This window comes from Massilia sp. CCM 8734 (assembly GCF_011682155.1).
GTDB lineage: Bacteria > Pseudomonadota > Gammaproteobacteria > Burkholderiales > Burkholderiaceae_D > Telluria_A > Telluria_A rubra.
On sequence record NZ_WHJI01000015.1, the window covers coordinates 81,159 to 104,893 of the forward strand.

The following is a 23,735-nucleotide window of genomic DNA, read 5'->3' on the forward strand; positions in this document are numbered from 1 at the left end:
AACCGGCTGGCAAGCCCGGCTGGCGCATGCGCTGCTTACTTCTTGGCCGCTTTGCGACGCGATGCGGCGCCCAGGGCCAGCAGGCCCAGGCCGACCAGCACCATACTGCCCGGTTCAGGCACGGCGCGCACTTCCGAAGCGATCGAATTCGACGCCTGGTTGATGGTCAGCTTGTAGGTGCGGCCGGTGGTCAGGGTCACCAGGTTCGACAGCACGGTGCCCGACGTTTCCTTGATCGAATTTTGCGACAGTTCGCTCGAAGCGACACCATCGTTGATTTCGCTTGGCGTCCAGTTCATGATCGTGGTCGACACATTGCCGATCACTTCCTGCAGCGACAGCGCCCAGCTGATCGTGCCCAGCGAGGAACCGTTGACGCCGGCGGCGGCATCGACGAACGCGGCCACATAGGCTTCGAAGCCGAGTGCGAAGCGCGCTTGCAGGGTGCTGCTGGCGACGAACACGGTTTCCGACGTCGCCGAGTTGGCGATGGTGGCGTTCGCGCTGCCGGCGTTACCTGGCGACATGACGGACGAATCGGCGCGGGTCAGGCCGTTGGCGCCGATACCGATCGCGCTACCGGCGATGTACATATCGCCCAGGGCGTAGTTGCCGTTCGGCGCAGGAATGTGCGCGGAGAAATTGTTTTCCACGCCGCCTGGGTAGTTACCGGCTGGCATGGCAACGCAGGAAGGACCGGCGCAACGGTTCTGGACGTCGACGGTGCCGCCGATGGTCGTGCTGAAGATGTTGCCGCTGCCGGCGCCGGTGCCGTCGTTACCGTTGAAGTTCGACGCGGCGGTGCCGGTGCGGTTTTCGGTTTTGATGGTGATGCCGGTGGCGGCGTTGTTGTTCGCATCGAGGATGATCAGGCCGGTGATGGCCAGGTCGGCCATGCCCATGGTGGCGGCCGATGCCGGCGCTGCGATGAACGCGGCTGAGACGGCGGCGGCGGCGAGGTATTTTGTCAGTTTCATAAGTGGTTCTCCCGATTTTTGTTTGTTGATCCAGCGTGCCTTCCTATAAGCACGACTCGTGCCAGAAGCGTTGGATTGTTTAAAATCAAGTACTTAGCACCGTTTTCATGGTATGTGCATGCCTTGGTGTAAGGAAAACCGACAGCCTGGACGCCGCTTAGTCTTTACTAGAAGAAATAAATGCCTTGTGAAACAGATGTCGGGTTAATAACATCGGTGGCATGCGCAGCCAGTTGCCGCGGATATACAGCAAAAAGCGCGCTGCGCCGCTGAAGCGGTCGCCGCAGCTGCGGTGATGCGGCAGCAGGGCGCGCAGGAACAGGGCGTCCATCAGGGCCAGCAGCGGCGCGCCGGGGCCGGCCGCGCGCACGGCGGCCTGGGCCGCCTCGGGCACGGGCGTGTGCAGCAGGCGCGCGCCATAGCGCAGCGCGTAGAACAGCGGGCGGCCCAGTTCCAGTTCGGCCGCGCGCGCGGCCAGCAAGTCCCAGAAGCCGGGCGTGGCGCTTGAGTGGCTCAGCAGGCGGTGCAGGTCGAGCAGGTCGCGCAGGCCATGGTCGAATTCGCCGTCGTAGAACAGATGCAGCGCGCTGTGCAGCACCATGTCGGCCGGGGCCAGCACCTGCAGCGGCGCCTGGCCGGCTTGCGCGGGCAAGGCCACGGCGGCGGCGCGCAGCTTGGCCGGGTCGGGCCGCAGGCGCGCCGTTTCCGGCAGGATCGCGTGGTGGACATCGATCACGCTGGCGCGCCGCCCATGCTTCATCGGCGGCAATTCGTGCATCCAGGTACGGTAATAGCGCTGGTCGTAGGCGTCCTGCGCCACCGTGGCCCAGCCGTGCAGCATCAGCACCGCCTCCACCTCGGCCAGGCGGTCCTTGGGCACCAGGATATCGATGTCGGAAAACAGGCGCCCGCGCCCGGCCGCCAGCTGCGCCATGGCGTAGGCGCCGCCCTTGAGCAGGAGCAGCGGTATCGCGCCGCCCCCGCTGGCGGCCAGCGCCGCGCCGATCTGCGCCACTTCGAAGCGCACCGCGCGCGCGTGCCGTTCGGCGTGCACCCCGGCCCAGTCCAGGTGGCGGCGGGCGGCGGGCGGAATCGCGCCGGCCACGCCGTGTTCGTCCAGCAAGCCGTGCAGGCTCGCTTCGAGCCGCGCCGCCGCCGCCTGGCGCAGCAGCAAGTCCCATTCGGCCAGGCCCAGGCTGGCCGCGCGGCTTGGGTCGCGCAGCAGTTGCAGCAGTAACGGCACGGCGCAGCGGGTCACGCCGCGCCCGCCAACTGCTCGAACACCGCGATCGCCTCGTCCAGCGCGCTGTAGGTAAAATCGATGCAGCGCGATTGCGCCACCAGCTCGCCCAAGGCGCTAAACCCGCGCGCGCCCAGCACGCTGTAGTTGAAACCATTCTCGGCCACGCGCATGAAGGCGCGCGCCGGCGTCAGGTCGAGCAGCGTCGTGGCCGCGCCCGCTGTGTATTTGGGAAACACGATCCAGCCCGGGCGCGCCAGTTCGTGCGCGCGCGCGATGCTGTCGGACGGCGCTTTCAGGTGCGCCACCGTGCCCTTGGTGGTGTCCGGCACCGGATTGCTGATGACGGCGTCCGGCTGGTAGCGCCGCATCACCGCGATCGAGGCATTCTTCAGGCTGATCGGGCGCGGCAGCGGCGCCAGCAAACCGTCCTGCGGGCGCACCAGCGCCAGTTCGTCCGACAGCAGGCGCCAGCCGCGGCTGACCAGGGCCGCGCACAAGGTACTTTTGCCGGAACCCGGCGGGGCCGGCAGGATGGCGGCGCGCCCGTTCTTCTCGACCACGGCCGCGTGCAGGATCAGGTACTCATGCGCGCGGCTCGACACGCACCAGTTCATGCCCCATTCGAACATCGGAAACGCTTGCGCGGCCGGCAGCGGCAGGAACGGCGCCATGCCATCGTAGACGAAGCGCGCCAGCGGCTTGTACCAGCGGCGCAGCGAGGGCGGCGGCGCGATATCGACGTGGAAGTCGGCAAACTCATTGTTGTCCAGCAGGGGGTAGTCGGCGTACAGCAAATGCAAGCCATCGGCCACGCTGGCGAACGGGCTGTGGATGCGGGTGACAAAGGCGCCGGTGCGCAGGTCGATGCTGCCCTCGCGCAGGCGGCGGCCCAGTTCGGCGCGGCCGAGCGCGCTGACAGTGCTCATGCGCGCTGTTCGATCAGGGCAATGGACGCCAGTTGCTCAAGCAGCGCTTGCAGCGCGCCGTTGGCGTCCTGGTCCTCGTCCGGCACGCCCAGCGCCAGCCGCAGCGCCGCCACATCGCGCGCGCCGCCGCGCACGGCCAGCAGCAGCGCCAGCGCATCGGCGTCGAGCAGGTGGGTGTCGCCACTGAGGTCGTTGAACAGGACCGCTTCCTGTTCCCATTGGCGGTATTGGAGGCGCTGGCCGGGAAGGACGTGCCAGGAAAGGGCGTGCGGCATGATCTGGGAAGGGCGGGCGCGCGTGGCGCCGGCGCCGTGCAGGCTACTGATGGAAGGTGGTTTTCAGGTATGCGACGATCTCGTCGCCATACCATTTGACGCCGGCCGTCGGCGAGTAGTAGCCGAGCTTGCCGCCGCCGTTGAACTGGTATTCTTGCCAGATGGCGCGCAATTGGTTCTCGGTCAGTACGGTCGAGCGCTTGCTCTGGATGTTCAGGTAGGCGGCGAGCACATGGCTGGCCACATTGTGGGGATCCAGGTCTTCGCTCTTGAACGGCCCTTTGCCGCCCTTGCCGCCGTGCGGATTGCCGTTGGTCTTGAACACCTCGGCCAGGGTCAGGTCGCCGAGCGCGGCCTGGCTGGCGTTGACCGGGAAAATATCCTTGAATTTACGCGCCGGCGCCGGGTTCGACGGCCATCCGGCCGCGTTGTTGGCATAAAAGCCGGGCGAATTGCCGCCGCAGGTGAGCGGATTGTCGGGCCGGTGGCTCGATTGCAAGCCGTTCGACAGCGAGCCGGACGGCGAGGCGCAGACGGTGGCGGCCATGCCGGGCTGGCTGGCCAGGGTCATCAGGACCCCGGACGCGCCCAGGCCGGCGCGCGTAAAGCGGCGCCGCGCGTTGCCGGACGCCGACAAAGGCGCTGGCGGCGCTACTGCTTCGCCGTTGGCGCGGTCCGGTTGATGATTGATAGTCACGTCAGTTTCCTCGAATTGAACGGCAGCGTCAGGCGCGCCTGATACAGAGTTAAAGCAACTTTTATTCCAATGCCGTGCCCCGACGCTAAAATCTGATGCAGATCAAGGGCTTGGTGGCGCTTTGGGTTAGCGGCGCCGGCGCCAGGCGGTCTGTCCTGTAAAAAAAACCGACATCCTGTCTTTCGCGCAAGTATTCCACCATTTGGGCCGTCTGTCGACCGCCTTTAGAAGAAGCTTTCCGGAATCACCAGCACATCGCCCGGGCGCATGTAGATATTCGCCGAAATATCGCCCTGCTTGATCAGGTCGTTCAAGCGCACGGCCAGCTTTTCCGACTTGCCGTCCACCTTGCGGATCACGATGGCCTTATTGCCCGAAGCAAACTCGGTGACGCCGCCGACCGCGATCAGCACATCCATCAGCGACATGTCGCGCCGGTAAGCGAGCGCTTGCGGACGGGCGGCCTGCCCGATCACGCGAATCTGCTCGCTGTAATTGCCGACGAAACTGGTCACGATGACGGTCACCACCGGTTGCTGGATGTATTTTTCGAGCGCTTTTTCGATATCGCGCGCCAGGATGGTCGAGGTCTTGCCGCTGGCCTGCAAGTCTTCCACCAGCGGGGTGGTGATCTTGCCGTCCGGACGCACCGGCACCGTGGTCGACACTTCCGGATTGCGCCACACCACGATATTGACGGTGTCGCCCGGGCCGATCAGGTATTCATGGGCGCTGGCCGGCGCCGGATCCGGCACCACGGTCGAGACCGGGGAGGCGCAGCCGCCCAGGAGCAGGGCCGACAGGGCCAGCGCGCTGGCGCCAAGCCATTTCATCGTATGCGATTTGAACGTGTTCACCTGATTTTCCTTTATGCGGACCGCGCCGGTATTAAATTACTATCGTGCAATTTTAATTACAACAGTTTCTATTTTAGCATGAAGTTTTTCAAGCGAAAGGGAGGACGCGCTTTTCTTTCCTCACGGTGTTGTTTGCGGCATTGTTTGCGGTGATGTTTGTTGTTGCAGCAGCGCCCGCACATGAATCACCGGGATGGCGTAGCTGATGCCGCTCGGGTTGGTGATCGCATTTTCCTTCAATCCCTTGACAAACACCATGTTCAGCACCGCCAGCACCTGGCCGCTGTCGGGATCGTAGACCGGGCTGCCGCTGTTGCCCGGATACGCCGTGCCGTCAAGCTGATAGATGGGCGAGGGCGCGCGCGCCAGTTGCGCAATCGCGCGCGCATCGAGCTTGCGCGCACTGACCGAGGGCATCACCAGCGGCGTAATGGCCGATAACATGGCGCGGTGGGTCACCGGATGCAAGCCGAGCACCATGCCGAGCGGAAAGCCGGTAAACGCCAGCGCCTGGCCTTCCTCGACCGCGCCGCCGTCGCCCAGGCGCAGGGCCGGCATCGGTGCGCCGGCCAGGCGCAGGTGGGCCAGGTCGTGCAGGCGGTCGAGCCCGGCCAGCCTGGCGGGGCGGAAGTCGACCTTGTCGCCTTTGGCGATGACGATGCCCAGCGTTTCATTGCGTTCGCTGTCGAGCGTCTCGGGGATGCCGTGCGCGTTCGTGATCACGCTCAGGCCGTCGCCGGTGACGAAGCCGGTGGCCACGAACACGATGGCCGGGCTGCGCGTGGGCTGGTAGGTGCCGATCCCGACCACCGAGGGCTTGACCGAGGCGATCACCTGGCCGAAGGTGGCGCCGGCGGCCGCAGCGGGCGCCCATGCAAGAGCGACAAGCAGTGCGCCGGCCAGGCCCGAGCCCATGCCGATACCAGCGCGCAAAAGGAGGGAAGAAGTCATGCCCCGACAGTACCCGATTGGCGCGCCGGCAACAACTAGTTTCATTCACGCAAACCGCCTGACAATGGTCGCTTCACCACTGTTGTAATTTCGGCTTGCAGGCCACGGTTTTCTTCCTTTTTTTCGAATCGATGTGCGAAACTCTTTGCGAGGGGCAACAGGATTGGCCGAATTGTCATTGAATACATGAGTGATGCCGTAAACAATTGTCGAACGTATACTATACCGGGCGAATTCAGTATCAGTAGGCAAGAGATTTCCTGTATCATATGATTATTAATCAATGCCTTAGAGCAATTTATTGTCATGCTCCTTGAGCTGCCCCAGCAAATTGCTTTTTGTGCATCCGATAACACTTCGGCTGGCGCGATGCGGCACCGGGCGCTCCGCCCGCATGTGCGCGCAAAGCGGCCGGCCTGGGCCACCCTCCCGGGACACCTTCCCGGGATACCCTTTATGGCGAGATTGACGAGATGGCAGAACTGCAGGCCCTACTGACGAACTTCCTCAAAGCGATCTGGAAATACCGCTGGTATGCGGTCGTCATTTCCTGGATCGTGGCCATCGTGGGCTGGGCGGTGGTGTACCGCTTGCCGAATGAATACCAAGCCTCGGCCCGGGTGTACGTCGATACCCAGAGCATCCTGCAACCGCTGCTGTCGGGCATGACCTCGGTACCGAACGTGGACCAGCAGGTGGCCTTCATGCGGCGCACCCTGATCAGCCGTCCCAATGTCGAGCGCGTCATGCGCATGGTCGACCTCGACATCAAGGCGTCCACGCCCAAGGACAACGAAAAGCTGATCGACGAGCTGATGGCGCAGATCAGCATCGGCGGCACCGAGCGTGACGACATCTACACGATCTCTTACAAGAATTCCAACCCCAAGCTGGGCAAGGACATCGTGCAGTCGCTGCTGACCATCTTCGTGGAAGGCAGCTTCGGCGGCAAGAAGCAGGATTCCGAAAAAGCGGTGCAGTTCATCGACGACCAGATCAAGAATTACGAAGAAAAACTGGTGCAGGCCGAAAACGCGCTCAAGGAATTCAAGATCAAGCACCTCGGCATGCTGCCGCGCGCCGGCGGCGACTTCAGCGCCAACATGGCTACGCTCGAAGACTCGCTCAACCAGGCGCGCCTGGAACTGACCGAAGCCGAGCAGGCGCGCAACGCCATCAAGCGCCAGATCGCCGGCGAAGAACCGGCCCCGCTCACGCCGCCGGAAGCGGCCACCGTGGCCAATCCCGAAATCGATGCGCGCATCGCGGCGCTCAACAAGAATCTCGACGGCCTGCGCATGCAGTACACCGACGCCCATCCCGACATCGTGGCGGCGCGCCGCCTGATCGCCCAGCTCGAAGCGCGCAAGCTCGAAGAAGCCAAGCGCAACAAGCGCAACAACGACCCCGGCGCCAACTACAGCCCCATGCTGCAGCAGATGAACGTGGCGCTGTCGGTGGAAGAAGCGCGGGTCGCTTCGCTCAAGGCGCGCGTGGGCGAGTACACGACCCGCGTGGCGCGCCTGCGCTCGCAGAGCACCAACGCGCCCGAAGTCGAGGCCCAGCTGGCCCAGCTCAACCGCGACTACCTGATCAACAAAGAGAATTACGAAAAACTGGTCGGCCGGCGCGAAGCGGCCAAGCTCTCGGGCGACCTCAGTTCGGCCACCGACATGCTGACCTTCCGCGTGATCGATCCGCCGACCGTGCCCTCGACGCCGTCGGGACCGAACCGCCATCGCCTGTTCTCGTTCGTGTTCGCCGCCGCGCTGGCGGCCGGCCTGGGCGTGGCCCTGTTGATGAGCCAATTGCGTCCGACCTTCATGAGCCAGGGCAGCTTGCGCGACGTGACCGGCATTCCTATCCTCGGCAGCATTGGCATGAACTGGACCAACGAACAAAAGGTCATGCGCACCAAGCGCCTGTACGCCTTCAGCGCGGCCGTGATCGTCCTGTTCGGCGCCTACGGCGGCGTGATGGCGGCCCTATTTGTCCGACCGCTGCTCTGATGCGGCCTTCACTGGAGAGAACAGCGTGAGCATTATCGAAAAAGCGGCCAGCCGCATCGAACAAAAAAAAGACGAACAGGGCGTGCCAGGCGCCGCTGCGCGCGCGGCCGACACCCCGCCGCCGCCGCCGCCGCCGCCGTCCGTGGCGGCCCCTTCGCACGAGCCGGCCGCGCCGCCTGCGGCCCCGCCGCACGCGCCGCGCCGCACCGCCAACCACGTCGAACTCGATCTGGAACGCATGCAGCGGCTCGGGCTGGTGACGGCGGCCGGCGGGCGCACCACCCTGGTCGAGGACTTCCGCATCATCAAGCGGCCCTTGCTCAAGCGCGCCTTCGGCCCGCGCGCGCCCGGCGAAAAACCGGGCAACCTGATCATGGTCACCAGTTCGCTGCCGGGCGAAGGCAAGACCTTCTGCTCGATCAACCTGGCCATGAGCATCGCCATGGAGCTTGATCACACGGTGCTGCTGATCGACGCCGACGTGGCCAGGCCCTCGGTGCTGCGCACGCTCGGCCTGCCGGCCCATCGCGGCCTGATGGACATCCTGCTCGACGACAAACTCGACATGGCCGACGTCATGCTGCGCACGAACGTGAACACGCTCAGCATCCTGCCGGCCGGCAGCAACAACCCGCGCGCGACCGAACTGCTGGCCAGCCAGGCGATGAGCACCTTTGTCAACGAAATCGCCAACCGCTACCCGGACCGGATCGTCATTTTCGATTCGCCGCCGCTGCTGCTCACCAGCGAAGCGCACGTCCTGGCCAGCCACATGGGCCAGATCGCGCTGGTGGTCGAAGCCGAGGGCACCACCCAGCACGCGGTCAAGGAATCCCTGCGCCAGCTGGAAGGGTGCAGCAATGTGAACCTGATCTACAACAAGACGCGCGAATTCCCCGGCACCGAAACGTATGACTACCACTATGGCTAAGCGTTGCGACAAGCGGCGCCGCGCCGTGCTCGTGCCGGCGGCGCTGGCGGCCCTGTTGGCCGCACCAAGCGCACGCGCCGAGTGGCGCTTCACGCCCACCGTGGACCTGCGCGAGACCTACACCGACAACGTCGCCCTGAGCCGCGCGGAAGACGCCAAGAGCCGCTTCGTGACCGAACTGACGCCGGGCTTCACGCTGCTTAACCGCGGCCCGCGCCTGAAAGCCTCGGCCAACTACCAGCTGCACTACTACGCTTTCGACGACGACGGCGTGGAAGGCGTGCGCCACGCGCAGTCGCAACTGCGCACCGACGTGCGCGCCACCGTCATCGACGACCTGCTGTTCCTGGACGCCGACGGCGCCATCGGCCAGCAGCCGGTATCGGCCTTCGGCCCGCAAGTGAACGGCAACGGCTATGCCAGCGCCAACCGCGCCAACGTCAAGACCTGGAGGGTCAGTCCCTACCTGCTGCACCGCTTCGGCAACAGCGCCACTGCGGCCGTGCGCTACACCCACGACGCGGTCGACGCCGGCCGCACCGGTTTTGGCGACAGCACCGGCGACGTGTTGACCATGAACCTGAACAGCGGGCGCGCCTTCCGCCGCCTCGGCTGGGGCTTGCAATACAGCCTCCAGCGCGTGGACGACAGCATCGCGCCCGAATCGAGCGTCAAAATGGTCAGCGCGAATACGCGCTACCGCCTCGGCGAAGACCTCAACCTGACCGCCAGCGCCGGCTACGACGAATACGATTACCAGTCCGATGGCGAGCCGACCAAGGGCCGCTTCTGGCAGGGCGGCGTCGAATGGACGCCGGGTCCGCGCACCAGCCTGGTGGCCGGGGCCGGCAAGCGCTATTACGGCAATACCTACAACCTGCAGGCGCTGCACCGCAGCCGCCGTTCGGTCTGGAGCATCAACTACAGCGATTCGGTCACCACCACCCGTTCGCAACTGCTGCTGCCGGCCACCATCGACACGGCCACCATGCTCGACCGCCTGTTCATCGCGCAGATTCCCGACGCGGCGGCGCGCGCGCAGGCGGTCGACGCCTACATCCGCGCCACCGGGCTGCCGGCCGCGCTGGCCGACAGCATCAACTACTTCAGCAACCGCTTCATCCTGCAAAAGCAGTTGCAGGCGTCGGTGGCCTTCAACACGGCGCGCACCACCCTGATCCTGAGCGCGTTCGACAGCCGGCGCGAGGGCCTGTCGCTGATCCAGACCGACAGCCTGCTCACCGGTCCGGCCAGCGCGCGCCTGAACGACGACACCACCCAGCGCGGCGGCAGCGCCATGTGGAACATGCGCCTGACCTCGCGCAGCGCGATCAACGCCTCGTGGATCAGTTCGCGCCAGGAGTCGAACGGCACCGGCATAGCGAGTAAGAATAGCGCCTTGCGACTGGCCGTGACGCGCCAGTTTTCGCCCAAAGTGCGGGGCGCCTTCGAGGCGCGCCGCGTGTCCGGCACCACGGCCGACCAGGCCGCGTCGTACCGCGAGAACGCCTTAACGGCTTCTCTGTCCTTGCAGTTCTAGCCGAATCGAGTCAGCGATGTATGAAACTTATTATGGGCTGAGCGACAAGCCCTTCCGGCTGCGGCCGGACCCGCATTTTTTCTTTGCCAGCAAAGGCCACAAGCGCGCCATGGCGTACCTCGAGTACGGCCTGTCGCACGGCGAAGGCTTCATCGTCATCACCGGTGAAGTCGGCGCCGGCAAGACCACCCTGGTGCGCAACCTGTTCAAGCAGATGCCGTCCGAGCAGATCGTGGCCGCCCACATCGTCAACACCCATCTCGATGCCGACGACACCCTGCGCACGGTGGTTGCCGCGTTCGGACTGCCGTATGAAAACGCGAGCAAGACCGCGCTGCTCGAGCGCCTCGAACAGTTCCTGCGCGCCTGCGACGCCGACGGCAAGCGCGCCTTGCTGGTGGTCGACGAAGCGCAGAACCTGACCCCGCGCGCGGTCGAGGAACTGCGCATGCTGTCGAACTTCCAGACCGACGACAAGTCGTTGCTGCAAACCTTTTTGCTGGGCCAGCCGGAGTTTCGCACCACCTTGCACAGCGCCGGCATGCAGCAGCTGCGCCAGCGCATCACGGCCAGCTATCACCTCGGTCCCATGGATGGCCCGGAAACCCAGGCCTATGTGGAGCACCGCCTGCACACGGTCGGCTGGAAGGATGATCCATCCTTCTCGGCCGGCGCGCACGCCGCCATCTACGACTACAGCGGCGGCATTCCGAGGAAGACCAACGCCCTGTGCGACCGCCTGCTGCTGATGGGCTACCTGGAAGAGATGCACGCCTTTACCGAAGCCGACGTCAACGAAGTGGTGCGCGACATCCGCCAGGAATACGAACTGCCGCCCGAAGTGGTGCGCGAGCAGGCCGCCGCCGCCCTGGCCGGCGTGACCTCGCTCGGCACGCTGGATAATCCTGGCTACCTGGACGAACGCATCCTGAAGATGGAAAAGTCGATGGCCTCGGTGCTGTCGATCCTCAAGAAAGTCGTCAGTACCTTGCCGGCGCTGTCGCACCAGGCGTCGGATCACCACGCGTCGGATTACCGCTCCCCGGACCATCACGAATGAACGACCGCCTGCATCCCGCCGCCATGCCGCGCGCGCTCGGCCAACCGATCCGCAATGCGATGACGATCGACGTCGAAGATTACTTCCAGGTGTCGGCCTTCGCGCCCATCATCGCGCGCGAGTCCTGGCCGTCGCGCGAGTGCCGGGTCGAAGCGAACATCGAACGCATCCTGGCCATCCTGGCTGGCGGCGACGTGCACGCGACCTTCTTCACCCTGGGCTGGATCGCCGAGCGCTATCCCGACATGGTGCGCCGCATCGTTGCCGGCGGCCACGAACTGGCCAGCCACGGCTACAGCCACCTGCGCGCTTCCGACCAGACGCGCGCCGAATTCGCCGACGACGTCGGGCGCAGCAAGGCCCTGCTGGAAGACATCGGCGGCCAGGCCGTGCTGGGCTACCGCGCGCCGAGTTTTTCGATCGGCAGCGCCAACCTGTGGGCGCTCGACGTGCTGCACGACGCCGGCTACCGCTATAGTTCGAGCATCTACCCGATCGCCCATGACCACTACGGCATGCCGGACGCGCCGCGCTTCGCGTTTTTCCCGAACGGGCCGGATGGCTTGCTGGAAGTGCCGATCACCACCGCCATGCTGGGCCGGCGCAAGCTGCCGGCCGGCGGCGGCGGTTACTTTCGCCTGCTGCCTTACAGCCTGTCGCGCTGGATGATGCGGCGCGTGAACAGTGACGACGGCCAGTCGGCGATCTTCTACTTCCACCCGTGGGAGCTCGACCCCGGCCAGCCGCGTCCCGCGGGCGCCAGCCTGAAAACCCGTTTCCGCCATTACGTTAACCTGCAACGCATGGAAGGGCGCATCAAGCTGCTCACCCGTGACTTTGCCTGGGACCGCATGGACCGCATTTTTTTAGGGACCAAATGAGTTCGACTACCGACGCAGTGCAGGACCGCCCGGCCACCACCACTGGCGGAGCCGCCACCGTGCATCTGCTGCGCGCCGGCGACGCGGCCGACATGGCGCGCTGGGACGCGTTTGTCGCCGCCTGCCCGGAAGCGACCTTCTTCCACCGCGCCGGCTGGCAAACCATCATCGAGCGCGTGTACGGCCATAAAACCTGGTTCTACTACGTCGAACAGGATGGCCGGATCGTCGGCGTGCTGCCGCTGGCCGAAATCAAGAGCCGCCTGTTCGGCCATTCGCTCGGCTCGCTCCCGTTCTGCGTGTTGGGCGGCGTCGCCGCGACCAATGACGCGGCGCGTCCCTTGCTCGACGCCGCCGCCGACAAGCTGGCCGCGCAACTGAATGTCGGCCACCTGGAATACCGCAACCTGCTGCCGGCGCACGCGGGCGACCCGGCCTGGCACCAGAAGGAGTTGTACGTCACCTTCCGCAAGGCCATTACGGCCGACGACGACGAGAACATGAACGCCATCCCGCGCAAGCAGCGCGCCATGGTGCGCAAGGGGATCAAGTGCGGTTTGACGGCCGAAATCGACCAGGGCGTGGACCGCTTCTTCATCGCCTACGCCACCAGCGTGCATCGCCTGGGCACCCCGGTGTTCCCGAAAAAGTACTTCGCCGTGATCAAGGAAGTCTTTGGCGAGGAATGCGAAATCCGCATCATCGTCAAGGATGGCGCGATCGTGGCCGGGGTGCTCAGTTTCTACTTCCGCGACGAAGTGCTGCCGTATTACGGCGGCGGCATGCCGGCCGCGCGCGAATTTGCCGGCAATGACTTCATGTACTGGAACCTGATGCAGGCCGCTAGCGCGCGCGGCGCGCGCATCTTCGACTTCGGTCGCAGCAAGCTCGGTACCGGCGCTTTCGATTTCAAGAAGAACTGGGGCTTTTCGCCCACGCCGCTGGCCTACGAATACCGCCTGTACGCCTCGACCGAACTGCCCGACAACAACCCGCTCAATCCCAAGTACCAGCTGTTCATCAAGCTGTGGAAAAAGATGCCGCTGGCGCTGGCCAATGCATTGGGTCCGCACATCGTCAAGAGCCTGGGCTGAGCGTGGACGACCTGCTGCTGCTGATCCACCGGATTCCCTACCCGCCCAACAAGGGCGACAAGATCCGTTCGTATCACCTGCTCAAGCACCTGGCGCGCCACTACAAGGTGCACCTGGCGACGTTTGTGGACGACGCCGACGACTGGCAGCACCTGCCGCGCGTGCAGGCCCTGTGCGCGTCGAGCCACTTCGCCCGGCTCGATCCGACCAGGGCGCGCCTGCGCAGCCTGGGCGCGTTGCTGGCCAACCGCTCGCTCTCGCTCGACTACTACCGCGACAAGGGCCTGCGCGACTGGGTCGCCCAAGCCATGGCCGCCAACAAGATCGAACGCATCCTGGTGTTTTCGTCGGCCATGGCGCAGTATGCGGAGCCGTACCGCCAAGCGCGCCGCGTGGTCGACTTTTGCGATGTCGATTCGGACAAATGGCGCCAGTACGCCGCGCAAAAGTCCTGGCCCATGAGCATGCTGTACGCGCACGAGGCGCGCCAGTTGCTGCGCTACGAGCGCAAGGTGGCCCTCGACAGCGCCGCCGCGCTGTTCGTCTCGGCGCCGGAAGCGGCGCTGTTTCGCCAGCTCGCGCCCGAAAGCGCCGAGCGCACCGGCTTTTTCAATAACGGCGTCGATACCGACTACTTCACGCCGCAGGCCGCGCAGGTCGAGTACCCGAATCCGTTCGTGGCCGGCCAGCAGGCGCTGGTGTTTTGCGGCGCCATGGATTACTGGCCCAACGTGGACGCGGTCAGCTGGTTCGCGCGCGAGATTTTTCCATCGGTGCTGGCGCGCCATCCGGCGGCGCAATTTGTCATCGTCGGCGCGCGTCCGTCGGCCGAGGTGCTGCAACTGGCGGCGCTGCCCGGCGTGACCGTCACCGGCACCGTGCCCGACGTGCGCCCGTTCGTGGCCCACGCCGCGCTGTGCGTGGCGCCGCTGCGCATCGCGCGCGGCATCCAGAACAAGGTGCTCGAAGCCATGTCGATGGCCAAAACGGTGGTGGTCTCGGCGCAAGCGCTGGAGGGCATCGCCGCCGAGCCGGGGCGCGACCTGCTGCTGGCGCACGATGCGCCGCAATTCGCCGCCGCCATCGACCAGGCCTTGGGCGCGCCGCGCCCGGAGATGGGCGCCTGCGCGCGCCACGTGGTCGAAACCCGCTACGGCTGGACCAGCAACCTGGCGCCGGTTGTCTCCCTGCTGGAACAGATGTCCGTCGAAAGCGCATAGTGGAACAAGGCCTGACCCTCAACCCGGCGCGCCCGGCCCGATCGTATGCGCTGCAAGCGCTCCTGATCGGCGCCGTGCTGCTGTTTCCCCTGCTGGCCTACTTCCGGACGGCGGCCTCGATCGTCAACATCTGGGACAGTTCCGGCACCTTCGCGCACGGCTACGTGATCCTGCCGATCAGCCTGTGGCTGATCTGGGGCCGGCGCGACCTGCTGCGCAGCATGCAGGTAGCGCCATGGTGGCCGGCCCTGCCGATGCTGGCCGCCTGCGGCGCGGCCTGGCTGCTGGGCGAAATGGGCGACGTACAGATCGTGCGCCATTACGCGTTCGTGGCCATGCTGCCCTTGTCGGCGCTGGCGATCCTCGGCCTGCCGATCGCGCGCAGCCTGGCGTTTCCATTGGGGTTTCTGTTGTTCGCGGTGCCGTTCGGCGACGTGTTCATCGAACCGCTGATCGGCATGACCGCCAACTTCACGGTCGACGCGCTGATCGCCACCGGCATTCCGGTTTTCCGCGAAGGGAACAACTTCAGTATCCCGAGCGGCAACTGGTCGGTGGTGGAAGCGTGCAGCGGCGTGCGCTACCTGATTTCGTCGGTGACGCTCGGTTCCCTGTACGCCTACCTGACCTACCGCACCACCTGGCGCCGCGCGCTGTTCATCGTCGCCTCGATCATCGTGCCGATTTTCGCCAACGGCGCGCGCGCCTACCTGATCGTGATGATCGGCCACCTGAGCGGCATGACCCTGGCGGTCGGCGTCGATCACCTGATCTACGGCTGGATCTTTTTCGGCATCGTGATGTTCCTGCTGTTCTGGATCGGCGCGATCTGGCGCGAAGACACCGCGTCGGCTACCGCGTCGGCCGTCGTGGTGGAGGCCGCGCCGGCACTGCCGGATGCGCCGCCGGCGCCCATGGCCAAACTGCTGCCGGCCGCGCTGGCGATCGTCGCCTGCGTCGGCCTCTGGCCCGCCTACCAGTATTATCTGGAGAAGACCGCAGCGGCGCCTGCGCCGGTGGTGCTGAACGAGGTGGTCACAAGCGCGCCGCGCGGCCCCGCGTTCGTCGACTGGACCCCGGCCTTCCCGAAAGCGAGCGCCGAACTGCAGCAGTTCCACACGGCCGATGGCCAGCCGGTCGGCGTCAAGCTGCTGTATTACCGCAAGCCGCCGCCAGGGACCAAGCTCATTACCACCACCAACCGCCTGTCGCCGGTCGAGGCCCCTGTGTGGCGCACCGTCAGCACCATTGTCCGCGATGAAGCCATCGGCGCGCGCGGCTTGCGCCTGCGCGAGAGCGACATGTCCGGCCCGGGCGGCAAGATGCTGGTGTGGCACTGGTACTGGATCGACGGCAGCACCACCAGCAACGACTATGTCGGCAAACTGCTGCAAATCCGCCAGAAGCTGCTGCACGCCAGCGACGACGGCGCCGCCGTGATGGTGTTCGCCCACTACGACGAGAATCCGGAGCCGGCGCGGGTGGCGATGCGCGCCTTCCTCAAGGGCGACCTGGCCGCCATCGAGGCCGCGCTGGCCGCCAACACGGGGACCAGATGACCGCGCATGCGAACAACACACCACCGCTCGTCGTCCACCTGATCTACCGGCTCGATTTTGGCGGCCTGGAGACCTTGCTCGTCGAGCGCATCAACCGCATGCCGGCCGCGCATTACCGTCACGCGGTGGTATGCCTGACCGACTACACCGCCTTCGCCGACAAGATCACCAAGCCAGGCGTGCAGCTGTTCGCGCTGCACAAGCAGCCCGGTTTGTCGCCCGGCACCCACGCGGCCCTGTTCACACTGCTGCGCCGCCTGCGCCCGACCATCCTGCACACCTACAACCTGTCGGCGGTCGAATACGCCCCGGCGGCTTTGCTGGCCGGCGTCCCGGTGCGCATCAACGGCTTGCACGGGCGCGACGCGGGCGACCCGCAAGGGCGAAACCGCAAGCACAATCTGCTGCGCCGCCTGATGGTGCCGTTCTACGACTGCTGCTACGCCAATTCGGCCGACATGGTGGCCTGGAACCGCACCGTCATCGGCGTGGCCGGGAACAAGAGCCGGCTGCTGTCGAACGGCATCGACGCCGACAAATTCACCCCGCAGGGCAGCGTGGCGCGGCATTTCGGGCCTGAGACCATCGTGATCGGCACCGTCGGCCGCATCCAGGACGTGAAGGACCACGCGACCTTGCTGCGCGCCTTCGTGCTGCTGCACGCGCGCCTGCCGCAGGTGCGCCTGGCGATCGTCGGCGGCGGCCCGCTGCTGGCGGCCTTGCAGGCGCAGGCCGAGCAGGCCGGCGTGGCGCACCTGGTCTGGCTGCCCGGCGCGCGCACCGACGTTGCCGATATTTTGCGCGGCTTCGACATGTTCGCGCTGTCCTCGATTGCCGAAGGCACGCCCGGTTCGGCCCTGGAAGCGATGGCCAGCAGCCTGCCGGTGGTCGGCACGCGCGTCGGGGGCGTGCCCGAAGTACTCGCCGACGGCGTGACGGGACTGCTGGTGCCGCCGTCCGACGCCCCCGCCATGGCCGCCGCGCTGGAACGCTATGCGCTCGACGCCGCAATGCGGCTGGAACACGGCGCAGCCGGGCGCGCGCGGGTCGAGCGCCACTACAACATGGCGGCCATGGTGGCCGCTTACGAATCTTTGTACGACGCCTTGTGCGAACATAAAAAACAATTCAGGAAGAGTGCGAAATCATGTGTGGAATAGTCGGCATTTTTGATACGCGCGGTGCGCGCGAAATCGACCCGGCGCTGGTCAAGCGCATGAACGAAACCCAGCACCATCGTGGTCCGGACGAAGGCGACGTGTACACCGAGCCCGGCGTCGGCTTCGGCCACCGGCGCCTGTCGGTGATCGACATCCTGAGCGGCCAGCAGCCGATGTTCAACGCCGAAGGCAATGTCGGCGTGGTCTTCAATGGCGAAATCTACAACTACCCGGAGCTGACCGAGGAACTGCAAAAGCTCGGCTACGTGTTCCGCACCAAGAGCGACACCGAAACCATCGTGCATGCCTGGTCGGCCTGGGGCGAGGACTGCGTGCAGCACTTTCGCGGCATGTTCGCCATCGCTGTGTGGGACCGGGTCAAGCAGACCATGTTCATGGCGCGCGACCGCCTCGGGGTCAAGCCGTTCTATTACGCCGTGCTGCCGGACGGGATGTTCATCTTCGGTTCCGAGCTCAAGTCCCTGCGCGCGCACCCTGGCCTGCCGCGCGCCATCGACCCGCGCGCGGTCGAAGATTACTTCGCCTACGGCTACGTGCCGGAACCGAAAACCATCTACAGCGGCGCCCTTAAACTGTCGCCGGGCTTTTGCCTGCTTGTTACCATCAACCAGCCGATTCCGCAGCCGCGCCAGTTCTGGGACGTGCCGTTCAAGCTGCACGGCGCCATGACCCAGGCCGACGCCGAGGGCGAGCTGGTGGTGCGCCTGCGCGAAGCGGTCAAGATCCGCCTCAAGGCCGAAGTGCCGCTGGGCGCGTTCTTGTCGGGCGGCGTCGATTCGAGCGCCATCGTGGCCATGATGGCCGGCCTGATGAAGGACCCGGTCAACACCTGCTCGATCGCGTTCAACGACAAGGCCTTCGACGAATCGGAATACGCCGAACAGGTGGCGCGCCAGTACAAGACCCACCACCACACCGAAACGGTGGACACCGACGACTACGCGCTGCTCGACACCCTGGCCGACCTGTACGACGAGCCGTATGCCGACAGTTCGGCCATTCCGACCTACCGTGTGTGCCAGTTGGCGAGAAAACGCGTGACGGTGGCCTTGTCCGGCGACGGCGGCGACGAGAACCTGGCCGGCTACCGCCGCTACCGCTACGCCATGGCCGAAGACAGCGTGCGTTCGCGCCTGCCGACCGGCCTGCGCAAGCTGGTCTTCGGTCCGCTCGGAAAATACTATCCCAAGGCCGACTGGGCGCCGCGCATGTTCCGCGCCAAGACGACCTTCGAGGCGCTCTCGCGCGACCTGGTCGAAGGCTATTTTCACGGCGTGTCGATCATGTCCGACGCCATGCGCGCGCAGCTCTTTACGCCCGCGTTCCGCACCCAGTTGCAGGGCTACCGCGCGATCGACGTGATGAAAGGCCACGCGGCCAAGTCGCCCACCGACGATCCGCTCTCGATGATCCAGTACCTCGACATGAAAACCTACCTGCCGGGCGATATTCTCACCAAGGTCGATCGCGCCAGCATGGCGCACGCGCTCGAAGTGCGCGTGCCGCTGCTTGACCACAAGCTGGTGGAATGGATTTCGGGCCTGCCGCCCGAGATGAAGCTGCGCGGCAGCGAAGGCAAGTACATCTTCAAGAAAAGCCTGGAGCAGTACCTGCCCAACGATATTTTGTACCGCAAGAAGATGGGCTTCGCGGTGCCGCTGGCCGGCTGGTTCCGTGGCCCGCTGCGCCAGCGCGTACGCGATTCGCTCCTTGGCGACACGCTCAAGGAAACCGGCATCTTCAACATCGACTACCTGACCGAGATGGTCGAGCAGCACGAGTCGGGCCGGCGCGACTACAGCGCCCCGATCTGGACCCTGCTGATGTTCGAAGCCTTCCTGCGCAAGGAATTGCTGGGAGCGGGGGCATGACGGTGGAGGGCGCACCATTGCGCATCCTGCACGTGCTCGATCACTCGATTCCGCTGCACAGCGGCTACACCTTCCGCACGCGCGCGATCCTCAACGAACAGCGCATCCTGGGCTGGCAGACCTTTCATGTCACCAGTCCCAAACAGGGGATGACCCAGGCCGCCTTCGAGCACGTCGACGGCCTCGATTTCTACCGCACCGCCGCCGCCGGCGGGCCGCTCTCGCGCCTGCCGGTGTTCAACCAGGTCGCCGTCATCGACGTGCTGGAAGACCGCCTGCTCAACGTCGCCCTCGAAGTCAAGCCCGACGTGCTGCACGCGCATTCGCCGGCCTTGAACGCCGTGGCCGCGCTGCGCGTGGGGCGCCGCCTCGGCATCCCGGTGGTGTACGAAATCCGCGCCTTCTGGGAAGACGCCGCCGTCGATCATGGCACCAGCCGCGAATGGGGCCTGCGCTACCGCATGACGCGCGCGCTGGAAACGTATGCGCTCAAACGGGTGGACGCCGCCACCACCATCTGCGAAGGCTTGCGCGCCGAAATCGTCGGGCGCGGCATCCCGGCCGACAAGATCACCGTCATCCCGAACGCGGTCGACGTGGCCGACTTCAGCGTCGATGGCGCGCGCGACGAGTCGCTGGCCTTGCGCCTGCACTTGGACGGGAAGTCGGTGCTCGGCTTCATCGGCTCGTTCTACGCCTACGAAGGCCTGGACGTGCTGCTGCGCGCCTTGCCGGCCATGCTGGCGGTGAACGCCGCCATCCGCGTGCTGCTGGTTGGCGGCGGCCCGCAGGACGCGGCGCTCAAGGCGCTGGCGCAGAAGTTGAACGTGGCGGACCAGGTGATCTTTACCGGCCGCGTGCCGCACGACCAGGTGCAGCGCTATTACAACCTGATCGACGTGCTGGTCTACCCGCGCCTGAAGATGCGCCTGACCGATCTGGTCACGCCCCTGAAGCCGCTCGAAGCGATGGCCCAGGGCCGGCTGCTGGCCGCGTCCGACGTGGGCGGCCACCGCGAACTGATCGACGACGGCCGCACCGGCGTGCTGTTCGCCGCGGGCGATCCGGCCGCGCTGGCGCACAAGGTGCTCGATCTCCTGGCCACGCCGCAACGCTGGGCCGCGCTGCGCGCCAACGGCCGCGCATTCGTCGAGCGCGAACGCACCTGGGCCGGCAGCGTGGCGCGCTACCAAAAGGTGTATGGCTCGCTCAAGCGCGCCGGCGACCGATGAAAATCCTGACTTTCACGACGCTGTTCCCGAACCAGGTCAAGCCGAACCACGCCATTTTTGTCGAGACGCGCCTGCGCCACCTGGTCGCCAGCGGCCAGGTGGAGGCGCGCGTGGTCGCGCCGGTGCCGTGGTTTCCGTTCACGGGCAAGCGTTTCGGCCAGTACGGCGACTTTGCGCGCGTGCCCGCCAGCGAAGAGCGCTTCGGTCTGCCGGTGCTGCACCCGCGTTATCCGGTGATCCCGAAGATCGGCATGAATTTTTCGCCGGCGCTGCTGGCCAACGCCGCCAGGGCCACGGTGGGGCGCATGCTGGACGAGGGATTTGACTTCGACCTGATCGACGCCCACTATTTTTATCCCGATGGCGTGGCGGCGGTCAAGCTGGGCAAGCATTTCAACAAGCCGGTGGTGATCACTGCGCGCGGGTCCGACATCAGCCTGATTCCCAATTTTGCCAAACCGCGCAAGATGATCCAGTGGGCCGCCGCCAACGCCGCCGCCGTGATTACCGTGTGCGACGCGCTCAAGACGGAGCTGGTGCAACTGGGCGCCGACCCGGCGACCATCACGCCGCTGCGCAACGGCGTCGACCTGCAGCGCTTCCGGCAGGGCGAGCGCGCCGCCTTGCGCCGCGAGCTCGGGCTCGATGGCTTTACCTTGCTGTCGGTCGGGCACTTGGTGGAGCTCAAGGGCCATGACCTGGCCATCGGCGCGTTGCCGCTGCTCCCTGGCGTGACCCTGCTGATCGCCGGCAGCGGCGTGGAACTGCCACGCTTGCAGGCACTGGCGCGCGAACTGAAGGTCGAAGAGCGCGTGCGCTTTTTGGGCGCCGTGCCGCAGCCCGAGCTGCCGCGCTACTACGGCGCCGCCGACGCCTTGGTGCTGGCGTCGAGCCGCGAAGGCTGGGCCAACGTGCTGCTCGAATCGATGGCTTGCGGCACGCCCGTGGTGGCCAGTCGCGTATGGGGCACGCCGGAAGTGGTGGCGGCGCCCGCCGCCGGGGTGCTGATGAGGGAACGCAGCCGCCGGGGCGTGGCCGACGCCGTCAACGCGCTGCGCGCCGATTATCCGGCGCACGACCACACGCGCCGCTACGCCGAGCAGTTCAGCTGGGACAGCACCACCGCCGGCCAGCTCAAACTCTTTAGCGCGATCGTGGGGAAACAGCCATGCCGCTGACGACGACACCGCTGGTATCGGTCATCATCCCCTGCTACAACGCGCAGCGCTACATCGGCGCGACCATCGCCTCGGTGCTGGCGCAAAAAGACATCGCGCTGGAGATCATCGTCGTTGACGACGGTTCGCGCGACGAGTCGGTGGCGCTGGTGCGCAAGGGTTTTCCGGCGGTGCGCATCATCGAGCAAGCCAATGCCGGCGTGGCGGCGGCGCGCAATACGGGCGTCGCGGCGGCGCGCGGCGAGTGGATCGCGTTCATCGACGCCGACGACATCTGGTTGCCCGGTAAGCTGGCCGCCCAGCTGGCGCAGATGGCGGCGCTGCCCGAATGCCGCATGTGCTACACCGCGTGGAAGGTGTGGCCGAGCGACGTGCCGCAGCCGGCGCAGGACTACCTGGCGCGCCTGCAAGAGGAAGCGATGGATACCGCGCGCTGGCGCGGCGCGACCGGCTGGATCTATCCGCAACTGCTGCTCGACTGCGTGGTGTGGACCTCGACCGTGCTGATGCAGCGCACCTTGCTGGCCGAATTGAACGGTTTTGATGTCACCCTGCGCCTGGGCGAAGATTACGACCTGTGGCTGCGCGCCTCGCGCATCACGCCGATTGTCCGCGTGGCGCGGCCGTACGCCCTGTACCGGATTCACCCGGCCAGCATCACCCGCGCCACGCCGGCCGAAAACTACCGCGCGCGCGTGATCGGCCAGGCGCTCGGCCGCTGGGGCCTGGCTTCGCCCGACGGGCGCAGCGGCGACGCCCACGCGGTGCGGCGCATGCTGGCCAAGAGCTGGAGCGACTTCGCCGGCGCGCACCTGGCCGCGCGCAACCTGGGCCAGGCGCGGCGCGCCGCCTTGGCTGCGCTGCGCTCCGACCCCACCCACGTACCGGGATGGAAAGTGCTGGTCAAGACGGGCCTGAAGGCGCTGTCGCCATCAAAGGAAAAAGCATGACACTCAATATCGGACTGGTGGCGCGCTGCCTGAACACCGAACATATTCGCGGCATGGGCAAGTACGTGTTCGAGCTGCTCAGCCACTCGAAGGAGCATCCCGAGATGCACTGGCGCCTGTTCGGCGACGACGACCGCCACGGCATGGTCACGCCGCCCGGCGCCAACCTGGAAACCGATGTGTTCACCTTTCGCGGCGACCGTTTCCGCGCCTGGGAGCAGCTCGGCCTGCCGCTGCGCCTGCGCAAGCTCGATATCGACCTGCTGCACGCGACCGAAGGCGCCTTGTCGCTGTGGCAGCCGAAACCGACGGTGGTGACGGTGCACGATACCCTGGCCTGGGAAGAACGGGCCGACACGCTCGGCGCGCGCCTGTACTGGGACCACACGATTCCGGCGGCTTTGAGAAAGTGCGCGCACGTGATCACCATCAGCGAATGCTCGCGCACCGACATCCTGGCGCGCTGGCCCTGGCTGGAACCGAAGCTGACGGTGATCCCGCACGGGATCGACGAAGCCTACTTCACTAACGAACAGAGTCCGATGCACGCGGATCTGGCGCAGGCAATCGGCAGCGCGCCCTACGCCGTCTACCTGGGCGGGCCGATGAAGCGCAAGCGCCCCGAGTGGGCGATGGAGGTGATCGCCGCGAGCGCCCAGAAGGACCTGAAACTGGTCATCTGCGGCTTCGGCGCCGCCGCCCGCCGCACCGCCCTGGCCGAATTGCCGCCCCATTTGCAGGGCCGCGTGCTGTTTGCCGAATTCCTGTCCGACGCCGAACTGCGCGCCTTGTATCGCGGCGCCCAGGCGGTGCTGTACCCGACCCTGTACGAAGGCTTCGGCTTTCCCGCGCTGGAGGCGCAGGCGGCCGGGGTGCCGGTCATTTTCAGCGCCTTGGGCAGCCTGAAGGAGTTGATTGGCCCGCTGGCGATGGTGGTGCCGCCGCACGACCTGGACGCCTGGGTCGCGGCGCTGGACCGGGCCGGCAAGCTGGGCGAGCAGCGCGCGCCGATGGTGGCCGCCGCCGCGACATGGGTGCGCAAGTTCGCCTGGTCCGAGAGTTTCGCCAGCCACCTGGCGGTGTATCGCAAAGTGCGCCGCTGA

At 66.1% G+C, this 23,735-nt stretch carries 21 protein-coding genes; 14 read left to right on the forward strand and 7 right to left on the reverse strand.

Going from position 1 to position 23,735, the window contains the following annotated elements; genetic code table 11:
* Nucleotides 1-35: 35 nt before the first annotated feature.
* The 7 genes from F2P46_RS15955 to F2P46_RS15985 form a co-directional block, all read right to left on the reverse strand.
* Nucleotides 36-977 (reverse strand): EDSAP-1 family PEP-CTERM protein, encoded by a 942-nt coding sequence (locus F2P46_RS15955; protein WP_166891403.1) that lies wholly within the window; start codon nt 975-977, stop codon nt 36-38.
* Nucleotides 978-1,134: 157 nt separating this feature from the next.
* Nucleotides 1,135-2,235, reverse strand: coding sequence for a nucleotidyltransferase family protein (locus tag F2P46_RS15960; protein WP_166891406.1), 1,101 nt, complete (start codon nt 2,233-2,235; stop codon nt 1,135-1,137).
* Nucleotides 2,232-3,146 (reverse strand): HprK-related kinase A, encoded by a 915-nt coding sequence (locus F2P46_RS15965; RefSeq protein WP_166891408.1) that lies wholly within the window; start codon nt 3,144-3,146, stop codon nt 2,232-2,234. Before F2P46_RS15965 ends, F2P46_RS15960 begins: the two co-directional genes overlap by 4 nt.
* On the reverse strand, nt 3,143-3,421 hold the full coding sequence (locus F2P46_RS15970; protein ID WP_166891411.1) for an HPr-rel-A system PqqD family peptide chaperone: 279 nt from the start codon (nt 3,419-3,421) through the stop codon (nt 3,143-3,145). The genes F2P46_RS15965 and F2P46_RS15970 overlap by 4 nt, the downstream gene beginning before the upstream one ends.
* A gap of 43 nt (nt 3,422-3,464) precedes the next feature.
* The gene (locus tag F2P46_RS15975; protein ID WP_166891414.1) at nt 3,465-4,118 is read right to left on the reverse strand and encodes a hypothetical protein; all 654 of its coding nucleotides are present in this window, start codon (nt 4,116-4,118) and stop codon (nt 3,465-3,467) included.
* 224 nt (nt 4,119-4,342) lie between these two features.
* Complete coding sequence (locus tag F2P46_RS15980; protein WP_166891599.1) at nt 4,343-4,951, reverse strand: XrtA/PEP-CTERM system exopolysaccharide export protein; 609 nt, start codon at nt 4,949-4,951, stop codon at nt 4,343-4,345.
* A 144-nt stretch (nt 4,952-5,095) separates the two neighbouring features.
* A complete protein-coding gene (locus tag F2P46_RS15985; RefSeq protein WP_229509308.1) occupies nt 5,096-5,926 on the reverse strand; it encodes a serine protease in 831 nt (276 codons plus the stop codon).
* Nucleotides 5,927-6,399: 473 nt separating this feature from the next.
* Between F2P46_RS15985 and F2P46_RS15990 the strand changes: the two genes are divergently transcribed.
* From F2P46_RS15990 to F2P46_RS16055, 14 genes are read left to right on the forward strand one after another with little or no spacing between them, the layout of a single operon-like run.
* Nucleotides 6,400-7,935, forward strand: a complete 1,536-nt coding sequence (locus F2P46_RS15990) for an XrtA system polysaccharide chain length determinant (protein ID WP_166891416.1) — start codon at nt 6,400-6,402, stop codon at nt 7,933-7,935.
* 25 nt (nt 7,936-7,960) lie between these two features.
* Entirely contained in the window at nt 7,961-8,866 is a 906-nt protein-coding gene (locus tag F2P46_RS15995) for an XrtA-associated tyrosine autokinase (protein ID WP_166891418.1), read from the forward strand.
* Nucleotides 8,859-10,406 (forward strand): TIGR03016 family PEP-CTERM system-associated outer membrane protein, encoded by a 1,548-nt coding sequence (locus F2P46_RS16000; protein WP_166891420.1) that lies wholly within the window; start codon nt 8,859-8,861, stop codon nt 10,404-10,406. The genes F2P46_RS15995 and F2P46_RS16000 overlap by 8 nt, the downstream gene beginning before the upstream one ends.
* Nucleotides 10,407-10,422: 16 nt before the next feature.
* Complete coding sequence (locus F2P46_RS16005) at nt 10,423-11,466, forward strand: XrtA/PEP-CTERM system-associated ATPase (protein ID WP_166891422.1); 1,044 nt, start codon at nt 10,423-10,425, stop codon at nt 11,464-11,466.
* Nucleotides 11,463-12,347 (forward strand): XrtA system polysaccharide deacetylase, encoded by an 885-nt coding sequence (locus F2P46_RS16010; protein WP_229509310.1) that lies wholly within the window; start codon nt 11,463-11,465, stop codon nt 12,345-12,347. Before F2P46_RS16005 ends, F2P46_RS16010 begins: the two co-directional genes overlap by 4 nt.
* Nucleotides 12,344-13,441, forward strand: coding sequence for a FemAB family XrtA/PEP-CTERM system-associated protein (locus tag F2P46_RS16015; protein WP_166891424.1), 1,098 nt, complete (start codon nt 12,344-12,346; stop codon nt 13,439-13,441). The genes F2P46_RS16010 and F2P46_RS16015 overlap by 4 nt, the downstream gene beginning before the upstream one ends.
* Before the next feature lie 2 nt (nt 13,442-13,443).
* Entirely contained in the window at nt 13,444-14,661 is a 1,218-nt protein-coding gene (locus tag F2P46_RS16020) for a TIGR03087 family PEP-CTERM/XrtA system glycosyltransferase (RefSeq protein ID WP_166891426.1), read from the forward strand.
* Nucleotides 14,661-16,220, forward strand: coding sequence for an exosortase A (gene xrtA, locus F2P46_RS16025; RefSeq protein WP_368737918.1), 1,560 nt, complete (start codon nt 14,661-14,663; stop codon nt 16,218-16,220). The genes F2P46_RS16020 and xrtA overlap by 1 nt, the downstream gene beginning before the upstream one ends.
* A complete protein-coding gene (locus tag F2P46_RS16030; protein ID WP_166891428.1) occupies nt 16,217-17,380 on the forward strand; it encodes a TIGR03088 family PEP-CTERM/XrtA system glycosyltransferase in 1,164 nt (387 codons plus the stop codon). The genes xrtA and F2P46_RS16030 overlap by 4 nt, the downstream gene beginning before the upstream one ends.
* On the forward strand, nt 17,368-19,272 hold the full coding sequence (locus tag F2P46_RS16035) for an XrtA/PEP-CTERM system amidotransferase (protein ID WP_166891429.1): 1,905 nt from the start codon (nt 17,368-17,370) through the stop codon (nt 19,270-19,272). Before F2P46_RS16030 ends, F2P46_RS16035 begins: the two co-directional genes overlap by 13 nt.
* Nucleotides 19,273-19,289: 17 nt before the next feature.
* Nucleotides 19,290-20,504 carry a TIGR04063 family PEP-CTERM/XrtA system glycosyltransferase gene (locus tag F2P46_RS16040; RefSeq protein ID WP_166891610.1) on the forward strand — a complete coding sequence of 405 codons (1,215 nt, stop codon included), beginning with the start codon at nt 19,290-19,292 and terminating at the stop codon, nt 20,502-20,504.
* A complete protein-coding gene (locus F2P46_RS16045; RefSeq protein ID WP_166891431.1) occupies nt 20,501-21,682 on the forward strand; it encodes a glycosyltransferase family 4 protein in 1,182 nt (393 codons plus the stop codon). The genes F2P46_RS16040 and F2P46_RS16045 overlap by 4 nt, the downstream gene beginning before the upstream one ends.
* Nucleotides 21,673-22,632 carry a glycosyltransferase gene (locus F2P46_RS16050; RefSeq protein WP_166891432.1) on the forward strand — a complete coding sequence of 320 codons (960 nt, stop codon included), beginning with the start codon at nt 21,673-21,675 and terminating at the stop codon, nt 22,630-22,632. Before F2P46_RS16045 ends, F2P46_RS16050 begins: the two co-directional genes overlap by 10 nt.
* A complete protein-coding gene (locus F2P46_RS16055) occupies nt 22,629-23,735 on the forward strand; it encodes a glycosyltransferase family 1 protein (protein ID WP_166891434.1) in 1,107 nt (368 codons plus the stop codon). The genes F2P46_RS16050 and F2P46_RS16055 overlap by 4 nt, the downstream gene beginning before the upstream one ends.